We start from the raw sequence: 13713 nt of genomic DNA, 5'->3' as shown, positions 1-13713 counted from the left end.
GAACTGCAAAAATAGAATATTATTGCAGGTGATGGATAGTAAAGAATGCAGAATATTTGAATTTTATATGGTATCTGCCTTCTGTTCTAAAGGCAGGGTAACGGTAAATTCCGCCCCATTGCCATTTTCTCCGGCAGCAGTTATTTTTCCATTATGCCTTTCGGCAATTTTTCTGCACAGTGCCAGACCAAGTCCGTTTCCCTCGTACTGGTCTTTGGAGTGCAGCCTTTCAAATGCCGTAAAGATCTTTTCAGCGAACCGGCCATCGATTCCAATGCCATTGTCCTTTATTTTTATCTGCACAAAATCTTCCCCTCCAATATGGATTGTGCTGTTTGTTATGGTCACCCTGGGCGGCTGGTCCGCTTTTGAAAATTTTAGGGCATTCTGGAGGAGGTTATAGAAAAGCTGGCTGATTAGAATCGGCGCTCCCTGAATTTGCGGCAGGTCAGAAGCAATTAAAACAGCGCCTTTTTCTTTTATGACCAGTTCCAGATCTATTTTTATATTTTCAATAACCTCATTGAGATCTATGGCTTCGATATGCTGCAGGGTTTTATCTACGGTCGAATAGGTCAGGATCCCTTCAATAATATTCTCCATCCTTTGGGCGGACTGGGCTACTTTATGAAGATATTTTTCAGATTTGCCACTGGCGCTTCCTTCCATATCATCTCTTAAGAGGGTATTGAAAATTTTAATTTTTCGCAGCGGTTCGCGAAGGTCATGGCTCACCACGCTGGCAAAATGCATAAGGTCTCTGTTGGAGCGGTTGAGTTCATTTGTGCGGCTTTGGACCTGCTTTTTTAATTCTTCCTGAAATTCTCTGTGCTCATGGATATCCTGCACAATGCCTATTATGGTTTTGGGGCTGCCTTGTTCATCCTTGATAATCCTGCCGTTAATTTTGGTCCAGCGGTGCGGGCGGCCGTCATTTAAAATTCGGGCTTCGTAGCATATTTTCCCTGTCACTGCCGCTTCTTTATGCGCCTTTTCCCGCGCCGGGAGGTCATCGGGATGCAGTTTTGCAATTAAATCTTCATTGGTTGCATCACCTGAAATGGAACAAATGGCATCGAAGCTTCCCGATGTTTTGATTTTCTTTGTGGCAAGGTCTATTTCGTAGCTCCCTATGCCCGAACTCTCAATGGCCATCTTAAGTTTTTCATTGGAATGCTGCACTTCCTCTTTGGCCAGCTGCAGATCCGTGACATTAGTGCCCGTATTAAGTACGCCGTATACTTCTCCCTTCTCATCAAAGAGGGGTATAAAGCTGTAATTGAAGTAATGTTCAGTCATCACACCGTCTATCGCCAGATCTACTTTTTTGGCTGCGGCATGAAAGGCGGTGCCGGTTTTAAGCACGCCCAGCGCCTCATCGAGAATCTGCTGCTTTTCAATTTCTGGAACAACCTCAAGATAGGTTTTTCCAATAACATCATTCCCTTTTCCATAGGTTTTGATCATGGCGGCATTGGCCAGTTCAATTTTAAGATTATCTCCCACATATACCCCTACGGGCATTGGAATAGCGTCAATTATACTTTGCAGAAGCCTTGGATTATGGTGCATAGCGTTGGGTTTTATTTAGTTCTTATGGCTAATCTAATGTTTTCTAATATTTTACTGTTATGCTGGCGGCGTATAGTGTATCATAATTCCAATAATTGAAAGCTGAATTGCAGGTGCTTTGACAAGAGCCGCTTCCATTATTTCATGACGGATCTTTCTCTTCAATGATCACAACTGAAAAAACCGTCAGACAGATTGCATATCAGACGGGCATCCATAATAAACATAATCTTCCATTTTATGTCCGCTTAAAATTTCTCCGCAAACCGCAGGGAATTAAAAGATAAATAAGCGCAGAATTGGTGATGGAATGAACGGTGCCGTACTATTTATATGATATGGTTTTTTGTATTTTGTATCGTAAAATTATATTCTGCCAAAGCACAGCCTTAAGGCTGAGGATTGCAAGCAAATATGAGGCTTAAGATGGTTTTTCTTTTTATATGAATAAGATTTGTTTTTACATAATTCGCATTATATTGATTCATAGCGGATACGGGAAGGCTCACAGCAGCTGCCTTAAGAAGCTTTTAAGATTTTTTAAAACGCAGATTCATATGGGGCTGGCGCAAAGCCGCCACTTTCAATTCTCTTTTCGTTTTGAAAGTTTTCCACTTGCCATTCTTTTGCCTGCGCATCAGGGACTAAAAGTTTTGAATCGGCAAGAGAATTCTAATTGGATTGAGGTGGTGCAGATGCCAGCCAACTATCATTATGCAAATTGGCCGACCAGCTTTTAAATTTCTTATATTTAATTCTGATCGATGCGCTAAAGCCTGGCAGCTAAGGAATCATAAAAAAAAGCAAAAAGGAGCTTTTAATCAGAGTTCCCTTTTGTTGATCCAAAAAAATCACCGGACCTATGGAAAATCAGGACAGAAAATTTTCCACTGCCGCGTTCAAGTCTTTGCGCAGCAGCTCAATGGAATACTGTTTGGTCAAGAACTGCGCCGCCAAGTGATCCTGAGCAAATGCTTTGTCTATTTCGCTGGATGATGTACTGTATATAATTACCGGAATATCCTGCAGCGCCGCTTCTTTTTTGATCTGCTTTAGGAAGCTGCGTCCGTCCATAACGGGCATATTGAGATCAAGGAAAATCAGATCAGGCTTTGTAAAACTGCCGGATCGTAACTTTTCAAATGCCGCTGCGCCGTTTTCGGCCTGCTGAAATGCAATTAAGGGATGCTCCTGGCTGAGAATTTCCTCAAAAATTTCGCGGTCGTCGGGATCATCATCAATTAAAAAAATGGTTTTCATCTAGGGATTGTAATGGGCAGCAAAGATATAGTTTTCCGTTTCATTATCTTACAATTCCTTATTTTATTTTTCATGAAGCCTTGGGAAAATCAATGTAAAAGCGGTTCCGACCCCTTCCTGAGAGGAAGCGGTGATCTCACCTTTGTGGTTCTGCATGATCTTGCGGCACATGGCCAGTCCGATCCCCGTTCCGGAGTACTGGTCATTGCCGTGCAGGCGCTGGAAGATATTAAATATCTGTTCGGCATGCTGCTGGGAGAAACCTATCCCGTTATCGCGCACCTCTATTTTTATGTGCTCAAGTTCCAGATCCAGGGCGTGGAGCCTTTTTTCGGATTCTGCCATCGGCTGGGCCGTAATGCTGATCTGCGGCGGCGCATCAGGTTTGGTGTATTTCAGGGCATTGGATACCAGATTGCCGAAAAGCTGCGACATTTGAAGGGGGATTGCTTCCACAATAGGGAGCTCTCCAATCTGCACCACGGCATTTTTCTGTTCAATAATAAGCTCAAAGTCCGTCAGGACATCGGCTACTGCATCATTAAGGTCTACCGGTTCAAACTGCTGGGTGATATTGGCCAGTTTGGAGAACTGCAGCACATCCTTGATCAGGTTTTCCATTCTTCGCGATGAGGTCAGGATTTTGTCGATGTAGAACTGCACCTTCTGGGGATTTTTATCCAGATTGCTTCTCATCATATCGGTAAAAATGCTGATTTTCCGTATCGGTTCCTGCAGGTCGTGGGAAGCGATATAGGCGAATTGGGAAAGCTCGCGGTTGCTGGCTTCGAGTTCAGCATTTGCTGACACGAGCTCTGCAGTCTTCTCTTTTACCTTAAAGGCAAGTTCCTGCTGCAGGCTGCGCTGTTTGGTCACATCCTGTGCCGTGCCGCTGAGCGCGGCTACAGATCCGTCCTTACTGTAGAGCACCTGCGCATTGGCATGGATGATGCGCTGCTGGCCGGTTATCTTGTTTACGATCTCAAATTCATAATCGTAAAAATGCTCGGACGATCCGCTGAGTGCCTCTTCCAGTGCAAGGGACACCTTATCGCGGTAGGGCGGCGAAATACGCTCCAGGAACTGCTCGCGTGGGGCGGTGCTGGTGTCCATTCCAAGCCAGTTTTTAAAACGCTCAGAGCAGGTGATGGTTTTTTCCCCGGCGTCAAGGGTCCAGGTGGCGAGTTCGGCCAGTTCTATGGCGCCGGTGAGCGCCAGTCTGGTCTCTTCGAGTTTTTTGGAAGCCATGACCTGATCGGTAACATCGACGGCAATGTCCATTATTCCGTAAATTTCTCCCTTTGAGTCTCGTATCGGGGTATAGGTGAATTCAAAATAATAGGTGCCCAGCTTTCCATTGACTTTCAAATCGGCAGGCACTGCGTGTCCATAGTAGGTTTCTCCTGTACGGTAAACTTCCTGGAGCAGGTCCATAAATGGCTGCCCTTTAAGCTCGGGGACCGCTTCTTCCATGGGAAGGCCGATAACGGAGCGGTCCTTGCCCCAGTAGCTGACCATAATGTCGTTGGCAATCTCTATTTTCATGTCCAGACCCGTAAAGAGGCAGATCCCGAACGGTGACTGTTCGACCATGGCACTGATCTTATGCTGGCTTTCAGTAATGGCTTTACGCCCGGAGATGATCTCGTCCATATCCATACAGAATCCTGCATAACCGCCGTAATTCCCATCGCTGTCAAAGAACGGATCTCCTGCGGCCCTGCACCAGATGAGTTCGCCTGTATTTTTTTCGGCCCTGAACAGCACGTCAAAATGTTTCCTGCTTTGGATAGCGTCCAGAAATGCTTTTTTAGCCTGCAGATAGTCCTGTTCATAAATTACGCGTGTCCATCTGCCTGCCAGCAGTTCCTCGTACGGAAGTCCTGTAAATTCAATAAGGGTCTTATTGAAATAGGTCATCATGCCCTGGGTATTGCAGAGCCATAAACCGGTCGGTGAGCTGTCGGTCACATTTTTGAAAAGCACTGCGGCGTCCCGCTGCGCCTGCTGCAGGCGTGACTCGGCGAGCCTCAGCGCATCACGGTTTTTCTCCTGCTGGGAGATATCGGCAATGGTGCCTGAGAATGCCGATGTTTTTCCATCCGAAGTAAGGATTCTGGCTGCCGACACGGCAATGCGGTGTATGCTGCCATCGTCCCAGATGACCCGGGGCGTGTAGAAAAAGGAGCCGTTTTCGATTCCGTTCTGGATAGCCTGGGACCGCAGCTGCAGGTCCTCGGGATGAAGGTATTTGAGGAAATCCTTCCTCTTGCAATTCTTCTTGATGCTGCCTGTGAGCAGCAGGCTGAATTCGGGGGAATAGTCTATGGTGTTGTCGGCGAAGTCGATGTTGAAAAGCCCAAGTCCCATACTTTTTATGGTAAGGTCGGTGAGCTGTCTTGATTTTTGGAGTTCCTCGGCCGCTTTTTTATGCTGGGTAATGTCCTGCAGTGTGCCGTTAAAACGGTAGGCCGTTTTGTTTTGGTCAAACCATGCTTTTCCCAGGGCATGCACAATACGGCGCTTTTTAGTTTTAGGATGTACGATGGTATATTCAATATCATATTTGCCGCCTGACCCATAATCCAGGGCCTTCCGGATGCTTTCCATTACGCGCTGCCTGTCCCAGTCGGCAATGGATTCAAGTGCTATGGGCAGCTGTATTTCCTCATCGGATTTAAGGCCGAACCATTTTTTGAGTCTTGCATTTGCACCAAAGCGGTTTGTGGCCGGGTTCAGGTCAAAGGTCCCAAATTCGGCAGCAGTGATGGCGAATTCCAATTCGTCCCTGTTTTCCTTAAGTATACGGCTGTGGTTTACTTTTTCAGTAGTTTCATTGCAGATCACCAATACGCCTTTGATCTGCCGCTGATCGTCCCTGATGGGGCTGTAGCTGAAAGTCCAATATGCGTCGTCCATTTTTCCGTTGCGCAGGATCGGCATCAGCAGGTCATCGTACCACACGCTTTCCCCAGTGCTGAGCACCTTTGTGATAAGAGGATAAATAAAGTCCCACATTTCCGGCCAGCAGTCGATGCCTTTTTGTCCCATGGCTTTGGGGTGTCTGCCCTGCGTGCCAAAAATGGGGCTGTAAGAGTCGTTATAGAACTGGATCAGGCCATCCCCCCACCAGAGGAACATCGGAAATTTTGAGGATACGATGGTGGCTATTGTATTTTTGAGGCTTTCGGGCCAGTTTCTGGGACTTCCCAAAGCATGGTTTTCCCAGTCTATATTTGCAATAAGCTCGGCAGATTCTCCTCCGTTCTGAAGAAAGTAATATTCGGAATTCGTAAAGTCTTGGTTCAAGTCTGTGGTTTTAGGCAGGGGCGCTGCAGGGCAGCAGCCTTAGCTTTTCTGTAAAAGTAAGCAATTTATTTTTCCCAGTCGTTTTCGGCAAAAAGCAGGTTTTCCTGCTCATCGGCATCTTTTCCCAGTCCTTCGGGCGCATAATTTTTTTTTTCGTATTCCATGATTTTAGCAATTTTGATGCGTCCTTGATCAGGAAGATTTTTTCTAAAATTAATTTTTTTTGCTTCCCTTGGTTTTATACAATTCTATTTGAATCTTCTAAAATTTTCACATTGCGGAGTCTGTTTTTTAACACATCCGTGTTTTGAATATGCTTTCTAAATAATTATATTTGATTCAGGAAATATGCCAAAACAAACAGGCCAATCTTTTACAATGGAAAAAGCGATACAGCTAAAGGTGAGAAAAGATTTGGATGCCAAAATGCAGCACACCATTCTTAAGCTCAAGGGCAGCCTGATATCAAAGGGCTATACTGAGATCATCCATATCCTGGACCAGGATGAGGAGTATCATCTCAACACTTTTGAAACGGCCGCTGAAAAACGCAATGAAGCCCGGCAGTATATTGCCGCCTTTATCGACAGGGAAAACCTTGCCGATACTATAGAGGTACGATAAATTATGTTTAAAGAAGCATCGCAGAGAAAACAGCGCCGGCAGCGGGCAGTTTTGCTCATTGCTTTTTTTTTTAAAGAGGCTGCATGCTGCTATCGGTTTATTTTTTCCGTGTGGTGCTGATAGAGCCATTTTTCCATTTTCTGGAGCAGCCGGATTTCATTTAGGTCCCCTGCAGGGTGGGACAGCCCTGTGATGGTCTTTCCATAGTTGTATCTTTTATCCGCAAAGGAGCAGGTAAACTTGGGGAACTCGTTATGGGATACCAGCCATTTGTCGTTGTCTTGTTTTTTAATTTTAAACTTTTTCATTTTGCCATAATTTCCCAGACAGGCGCTCCGATTAGAGAAGACTGCTGTTTGAGGCTGTCTGCGCGGCCGGGTTTTTAAACTGCAAAATTAATGGATTATTGCAGTTATTTTGTTATATAATTTATAGATGGGGATGTTTTTTGACGCCGTTTATTATCGCTGAGATACATCAGCCGGATTTTGGCAGGTCCCTTTTTTTATGGCTGTCTGCATAAAAGCAGGCAGAGTTCTGTAAGGTCTGGATTAATCGGTATTGGGAAAATTGCTGTGGAATTTTATTCGGAGCAGTCATCACTGTTAATTGTAAATTATGCTTTTTTTTGGAGCTTTTTCCCGCTATCCGTTGCACCCGAGCGAAAGCGAACTGGCGAAGCAATCTTCTGCGCCGAACCCAGGCGCAGAAGGATTTCCACTGCTGTCGGGGCTTGGGACTCTGAGGAGCCCTGTTTTGTTTTGACAACTATCTGTCAGTCCTCCCTTATTTTGTCACGGTGGTTTTTACCCCACTAAATCATTTCTGAGATCATATCGTGCAGTGTATAGCAGTACACAGAAGCTGTGCACTCAACTGTTAACTGTTGGAGGTAAGTTTTTATACATCCTTGGTAAATAATGTATTAAAAAAAAACACGACAAAAGATGATGTTTTTCTTTTGTCCCGACTAGTGACCCAGACGGGACAAATTTCAACAAAATTTATGGAAGATTTGAAGAGATTGGCTTACTGGAAGTAGAGGCTGTCTTTCATTGACTTTATAAATTTGGTTTGGCTATCCTGCTGGGGATCGATGGAAAAGTTATTGAATAGTCTATTTAAACAGAACAAACTGTATTAATTTTTTAATCATAAAATTTGATGGCAGCTCCAGTATTGTCGTTTATCTTGACCCGCCATTTATCGGAATTATGATAATTTGAAGGAGTAAGTTGTAAATGTTTCCCGCCTATGAGCTATAATTTTGCACTTATTCAAAATTTAACTATATAATGAAAACGCACGAAAAGAAAAGAATTAATGAAATAGATAAAGCGCAGGATTCAATAAATAGAAAAAGCATGATGATAAATGTGATGGTTTTTTCGATACTGTCGTTTATAGCGGTGCTACTCATTACAATTATCGTTTAACGGCATTTGCCTGCGATTTGTTTAGCTTTAGTTTGCTGATAAAAGAATTTTACAAAATTTCTGACTTTCAATAGACGCCTTTAGGCGGCAAGGGCTGCTAATGGCATTTTTTAGGAGCTTTTTCCGCTATTCCGTTCTGATCTTCTTGGACCTGAGTGCAAAAGGATTTACGCTGCTATCAAAGCTAAGCAGCTGACCGGATAGTTTGGTGACAAATAGCGGAATATGCAATATGCTGTTCTTTGGAAATATTAAATAGTTTACCAATTGGTAATCCTAAATGAGTTTTTAGTAAAAGCAGTGAGCCCGAAATAAATCGGGCCCCTTATAATCAAATTCAATTGCAATTCTAAACCTTTGGAATCATTCGTGATTAAATCCGTTTTTTTTTTTTTGCTATCTTATGCTAAACTTTCTCCTATAAGAAGGCGGGTGCTGAGAACAACCCTGTTCCAAAGATTGATGGTAATTACGGCCGTTATTATATCTGCTATCTGGTTTTCGCTGAAATACAGCAGAGCCTTTGAATAGGTTTCATCCGTTAGTCCATTCTCATGGATCAGCGTTATTTCTTCGGTTACCGCCAGTACTGCTTTTTCCTCTTCTGTAAAAATGTCCCCGGCTTCCCTCCATGCACTCAGGAGAAAAATGCGCTGGTTTGTCTCGCCGTTTTTAACGGCATCTTGAGTGTGGATGTTGATGCAGTAGGCACAGCCGTTGATCTGCGAGGCACGTATCTTTATGAGTTCTTTGGCTGTCTTGGATATGGAAATCTTTGAGAGGTAGCTTTCAAGGCCGATCATCGCTTTTAGTGCATCCGGGGCGGCCTGCTTAATGTTAAGTCTTTTTTGCATGGTATTATTCTTTTAAAATTGTTTCATGCAAAATTGAATAATAAGAAAATAAAAAAACTTAAACTGGTTTAAGAAAGAAGCTTTTTGCGGATTTCGCTTAAATATTCGGGAGTGAATCCCAGGTAGGAAGCGATCAGGTATTGGGGAACACGCTGGATGAATTCGGGGTGGTTTCGGACTGCCTGAAAATAAAACTCTTCCTTGGAGAAAGAGAAAAGAAATTTGATGCGTTTCTGGGCGGCTGCATAAGCCCGCTGATAGACAAAACGGAAATAGCGCTCCATTACCGGAAACTCCTCCAGCAGCTTCTGCTGGTTCTCCGAAGTGATGTAAAGCAGCGTGGATTTCTCTACTGCCTGAATAAAAAATTCTGTCGCGAGCCGGTTCTCGTAGGCGAAGTTATCGGTAATCCACCAGGTTTCTATGGCAAATTCAGTGGTCTGCTCGGTGCCTTTCTCATTAATATAAAACTTTCTAAGCAGGCCTTCCAAAACAAAATAATGATGCCGGCAGATCTGTCCCTCCTTTAGCAGATTTTCTTTTTTACACGTTTCTTTTATGTTGAAGTATTTTTTGATCTGCTCAAAGTCATTGTCTGAGACCTGTGCGAACTTGGCTATATGGTTTTTGAGTATATTGTACATCCGGAGTAAATGACATATTGGTTTTGACTGTTTGGCCAGCTTTTTAATCCGAATGGTGCCGCTGGCGCGCTATCAGACAAATATAGCAATAAAAAGCATAGTAATGTTTCGATATTAAGTTTTACGCGGTATTTTATTACAGTGTCTTAAGTTAATTTTGAAGCTTAATGCACCGATACTGCATTTCACGCAGATTTTGAAAATCTATAAACAATCATATGTATAGCATTATACATATTTATGGACTGATAATGGTGAAAATTATATTAACACTTTTTTTACTAAAGAAAAAATTTTCTCCGAAATGAATGATAATAACACTAGATTCTATCTTATTTGTTTATGAAAGTGATGCACCGATTCTGCACCCATATTTATAGTAATGCTATTTATATTTTTCTAGCTATTCAAGCCTTTATTTAATATACTCGAACCTAAAGTTCCTAGATAGTAATTTACCTAGGCTTTTGATTGTTAAAATATCATGTGCCACGATTCTGCCACAAAACTAAAGCTGGCGAGAAATAATAAAATTACGCCTTAACTTTCTACGACGGATTAGGTCCTAAATCCAGTTTAATAGAAACTTCTACTGGTTGAGAAGAAATGGAGTTTAATAGCAGTTTTTTAATAATTTTTTAGTTAATGTTTCTATATTTAGCCTGTTTTTTTATAATAGTTCGGCTGTGATGATAGAAGGCAACTTTAAACAATGTGCTTGTTTCTTTACAAAAGGCAATAAACTCCCGGTGAGTTTGTGTTATAAAACGAAAAGATTTGTAATGCTGCATTTCGGCGAAATGTTAACTTCCGATACCATATCGATCTTTAAGAAACAGGCCTATTTTTGTGTCTTTAATTCCTTTAACTATATTGTCTTGTCCACGAACCATTATATAAAGACCTCCAATCAGCCTGATATTGAAGTCCATATTGAAATTTAATGTAGAAAGATTAAAATGTACAGGTTGAAAAAGCATGATTATTGTTACAATACCTACCAAAAATTCAAAAACTCCATAACTCAACTTTCTTCTTTCTCTAAAAACAAACAATCCAACTGCAGCGATGATAATAACAATAATGGTTCCCCATACATTAATTGTCTGTAGAAGTATGTCAATGTTTTTATAGATAACAACAGCTGTCAAGGTTGTAATGGTGCCTGTAAAAATTCCTGAGAAGAATGTCTTTTTTTCTTTCTTTTCGTAATTTGAAATTTCTTTTTGTACTGTATCAGCTGAATTTTTAGTAGGTTGTACAAAATTTGCCAAAAGATTATTTATGTCATCTTCATGCAAGATTTCTATATCATTTTCCTCTGCTACCTTCCAAATCACTTTGTCTTGTGTGGCTATTTTGACCTTGTCCCCCTTATTAATTAACCCTAAGGCAATGGCAATGATTGAAATGTCTGGACCACTTAATCTAGTATTGTTAACTAATTCTCGGTATTGTCTGTAAAAAGGTGAATCGGGATTTATTATCGAAATTGTGCCCTGAACAGATGCTTTAGTGATTAACTCAATTCTTTTGTCAAAAGGTGCGCCACGTTGAACTGCTCTAGTATTTAGTTCTTCTATGACATCCATTGGAACCAAAAAATTCATGCCAGGTATCTGAAGTCCCAGAATCTTTGGCTGTCTTAAAATAATATTTGAGTCTAGAATTATATTTGTCATTTTGAGACGTGCTGTTTTTTATAAATCGCTATACAATAGTACATAAAAAATTGAAGTGTACTTAACATGATCTCCAGTATTAAATCATTTTATATAAAAACATGATAATGACGCCATTTTACGTGGTATTTACCTGGGAATTCAACGCAGTTCGCTTTTCTTTGTATTGATTTACTGCCTTTTAAATTTGTACTTTGACTTATATTTAACTATTCGGCTTATTTTTATTTTAAAGAAAATGCTAGTTCTTTATTAGAATTGTAAAGTCGTTTTTAATCCTTTCTATGATTTTATCAGGAATCTCAAAAATCATGGCTGTTTCGGTCCAGTAATCTATGGTCTGCTGAATTTCACTAATTATCTGTGTGTAATTTTTAATTGTGAATTTTTCAGCGAGTGCTTTTACATCTTCAAAATTTATGTCATCTTTCTTGCCGTTAACAGACAGTACCCTATAGCTCTTTTTATAATTTATTAAGGGATTTAGCGAGTAAGTGATATCATAAGCGGGAGCAAGGTTCCAAGTGTCTGTTAGCTCATCATATATTAAGCTCTGGTTTTTAAAATGATCGTCCTTATTGCAGAATATGATGTTGAAAACCATTCTTTTAAAGAGCTGTACTGATTCAGCATGCGGAATATTAAACAGCAGCAGAAGTCTGAATAAATTTTCATATTCGTTCACACTAGATGCGCTATCTGCATAATCCCAGCCAGTAATTCCTGAAATGGTCAGCACATGTTTTTTTTTGCCGTCCACTCTGTCAAAGCGTTTGGTGGCAAAATGTTTTCCATCGATCATTTTGGATTCCATCATGTTGATGCCCGCTTTCAGGGCAGTGCGATAATAGCAGTATTCAATGAGCTCTCTGTTATATGGAACGTCTTCAAGGTTTAGTTTGACAAGATAATGATTGTAATGCTCTGAATAGTTTATATCGCCAGGCACTATTGAGCCGTTTTCTTTGTTTTCAGAAATTAAGATTTTCGGACGTGCTCCCCCTGCTGAAGAGCCTATCTTGAAGACAGTGAGAAGGGATTCATGGTCGAGTTGGGCTGCGGAAGTGTTTTGCTTGGTATCCAGCACTTTCTTCAAAACTTCGACAATCTCATCGATTTCAATTTCTTTATTATATGGAATTCTTTTTCCTGGCCTGTATTCAAGTGCACCCATTCCTCTATCGGCGGTGTAGGCAAGCTGTTCAAGTACAGTTATTTTAGCGTAATCTTTATTGTTGCTCTGCAGCCATTCATTAAAAATGATGCTTCCGAAAAAATCGGGAAGAGAATCAGCTATCATGGGCGGAAGCCCTTTGAAGCTCTCGCTGTTGTATTTCCTGAAAATCTGGCTCTGCTCTATTCTTTTAATTATGCCGGTCTGGGAAGGAAATAGATTAGTCATTTTTCCTGATGCGAGAAATTCAGGTTTATACTGGAAGGTCACCGTATTGTTAGATTTTTCAAAATACAGCATTCCGATTTCCTGACCGAAGCAGTGAACTGTTATGAAATCGTTTTTAGGCATTAATAAAGGGATTTAAAGTTATCATAATCATCGATCTTCTCACGAAGAAAACGACTTAAAGCATCAAGCTCATTAAAATGCTGCCAAATGAGAAGAAGGGTGTCAATGTTGAAATTTTTTCCTGCTTCAACATTCTGAATGGTGATTCTTGAAAGATTTAGCTTTACTGCCAGATCGTCTTGGGAGATCTTTGCAGACTTGCGCATTTTTCTGGTCAGCAAACCTAGATCTTTCTTAATTTCGCTGATACTTTCTATATTAAAGAAAAACATTTTTTGAATATTTTAATATGCAAATATAGCGATTTCTGCTTAAATGCATGTTATAATTAACTTTTTCTGTTGGTTAATATTTTTGCATATTTAAATATGCATTTAGCCTTTTGTTTAGAAATAAGTATAGTATAATGTGCTTTTTAGAGTACTTTGAATTCCTTTTTTAATTTTGGTTGCCACGCTATTAATCTATTATTTAGACTAACAGAAAAAGAAAAAAAAGAGAGGATATTGAGATGATATCTCCCTAAAGATCTTCTGTACTGATCAGTTAGGAATAAGTGCCTGAATGTAATTAAGCATAGTAAGGTACAGGACAAATTTGCTTCTTCAAATGTGATTTCACTTTTGGAAGAGGACAGTCTGTTCCTGGAAAAGGTTTTAGAGAAAATCGTCAGGCGACTTTATATTGCCATCGATACCCTCAACCAGATGTAAAAAAAGGGGGGCATGAATTTAATCTCCTCATTACGGTTTTCCTCAATTCTGCTAAAGCAAAAATTGATACTTTAGCAGTTGTATATTTTTTAAT

10 protein-coding genes are annotated in these 13713 nt (G+C 40.9%); 2 read left to right on the top strand and 8 right to left on the bottom strand.

The annotated features are described in order from the left end of the window. Positions 1–63 precede the first annotated feature (63 nt). From BM289_RS03620 to BM289_RS03605, 3 genes are all read right to left on the bottom strand, one after another. A complete protein-coding gene (locus tag BM289_RS03620; RefSeq protein WP_091490933.1) occupies positions 64–1572 on the bottom strand; it encodes a PAS domain-containing sensor histidine kinase in 1509 nt (502 codons plus the stop codon). Between the two features lie 870 nt (positions 1573–2442). Beyond that, positions 2443–2832 carry a response regulator gene (locus BM289_RS03610; RefSeq protein ID WP_091490930.1) on the bottom strand — a complete coding sequence of 130 codons (390 nt, stop codon included), beginning with the start codon at positions 2830–2832 and terminating at the stop codon, positions 2443–2445. Positions 2833–2895: 63 nt separating this feature from the next. After that, on the bottom strand, positions 2896–6141 hold the full coding sequence (locus BM289_RS03605) for a PAS domain S-box protein (protein ID WP_091490928.1): 3246 nt from the start codon (positions 6139–6141) through the stop codon (positions 2896–2898). A gap of 378 nt (positions 6142–6519) precedes the next feature. Between BM289_RS03605 and BM289_RS03600 the strand changes: the two genes are divergently transcribed. Continuing rightward, a complete protein-coding gene (locus tag BM289_RS03600) occupies positions 6520–6765 on the top strand; it encodes a hypothetical protein (RefSeq protein WP_091491534.1) in 246 nt (81 codons plus the stop codon). 1295 nt (positions 6766–8060) lie between these two features. Then, the gene (locus tag BM289_RS25555; protein ID WP_208610228.1) at positions 8061–8201 is read left to right on the top strand and encodes a hypothetical protein; all 141 of its coding nucleotides are present in this window, start codon (positions 8061–8063) and stop codon (positions 8199–8201) included. A gap of 401 nt (positions 8202–8602) precedes the next feature. On the opposite strand, the gene BM289_RS03595 is transcribed toward BM289_RS25555, so the two are convergent. From BM289_RS03595 to BM289_RS03575, 5 genes are all read right to left on the bottom strand, one after another. Then, positions 8603–9055 carry a carboxymuconolactone decarboxylase family protein gene (locus BM289_RS03595; protein ID WP_091490926.1) on the bottom strand — a complete coding sequence of 151 codons (453 nt, stop codon included), beginning with the start codon at positions 9053–9055 and terminating at the stop codon, positions 8603–8605. A gap of 68 nt (positions 9056–9123) precedes the next feature. Next, the gene (locus tag BM289_RS03590) at positions 9124–9699 is read right to left on the bottom strand and encodes a Crp/Fnr family transcriptional regulator (protein WP_091490924.1); all 576 of its coding nucleotides are present in this window, start codon (positions 9697–9699) and stop codon (positions 9124–9126) included. An 803-nt stretch (positions 9700–10502) separates the two neighbouring features. Further along, positions 10503–11381 carry a PIN domain-containing protein gene (locus tag BM289_RS03585; protein ID WP_091490923.1) on the bottom strand — a complete coding sequence of 293 codons (879 nt, stop codon included), beginning with the start codon at positions 11379–11381 and terminating at the stop codon, positions 10503–10505. A 241-nt stretch (positions 11382–11622) separates the two neighbouring features. Further along, on the bottom strand, positions 11623–12906 hold the full coding sequence (locus BM289_RS03580; RefSeq protein ID WP_091490921.1) for a type II toxin-antitoxin system HipA family toxin: 1284 nt from the start codon (positions 12904–12906) through the stop codon (positions 11623–11625). Continuing rightward, positions 12906–13178, bottom strand: coding sequence for a helix-turn-helix domain-containing protein (locus BM289_RS03575; RefSeq protein ID WP_091490920.1), 273 nt, complete (start codon positions 13176–13178; stop codon positions 12906–12908). Before BM289_RS03575 ends, BM289_RS03580 begins: the two co-directional genes overlap by 1 nt. Positions 13179–13713: the final 535 nt, after the last annotated feature.

This window comes from Flavobacterium phragmitis (assembly GCF_900112575.1).
Classification (GTDB): Bacteria; Bacteroidota; Bacteroidia; order Flavobacteriales; family Flavobacteriaceae; genus Flavobacterium; species Flavobacterium phragmitis.
Note: the sequence above shows the minus strand (reverse complement) of the source record. Positions and strands in the feature narration are given on the sequence as shown.

Excerpts from the sequence above, each read along its gene's own strand:
- BM289_RS03585 (WP_091490923.1), bottom strand. The coding sequence starts at position 11,381 with ATGACAAATATAATTCTAGACTCAAATATTATTTTAAGACAGCCAAAG.
- BM289_RS25555 (WP_208610228.1), top strand. The coding sequence starts at position 8,061 with ATGAAAACGCACGAAAAGAAAAGAATTAATGAAATAGATAAAGCGCAG.
- BM289_RS03590 (WP_091490924.1), bottom strand. The coding sequence starts at position 9,699 with ATGTACAATATACTCAAAAACCATATAGCCAAGTTCGCACAGGTCTCA.
- BM289_RS03575 (WP_091490920.1), bottom strand. The coding sequence starts at position 13,178 with ATGTTTTTCTTTAATATAGAAAGTATCAGCGAAATTAAGAAAGATCTA.
- BM289_RS03610 (WP_091490930.1), bottom strand. The coding sequence starts at position 2,832 with ATGAAAACCATTTTTTTAATTGATGATGATCCCGACGACCGCGAAATT.
- BM289_RS03580 (WP_091490921.1), bottom strand. The coding sequence starts at position 12,906 with ATGCCTAAAAACGATTTCATAACAGTTCACTGCTTCGGTCAGGAAATC.
- BM289_RS03595 (WP_091490926.1), bottom strand. The coding sequence starts at position 9,055 with ATGCAAAAAAGACTTAACATTAAGCAGGCCGCCCCGGATGCACTAAAA.
- BM289_RS03620 (WP_091490933.1), bottom strand. The coding sequence starts at position 1,572 with ATGCACCATAATCCAAGGCTTCTGCAAAGTATAATTGACGCTATTCCA.
- BM289_RS03600 (WP_091491534.1), top strand. The coding sequence starts at position 6,520 with ATGGAAAAAGCGATACAGCTAAAGGTGAGAAAAGATTTGGATGCCAAA.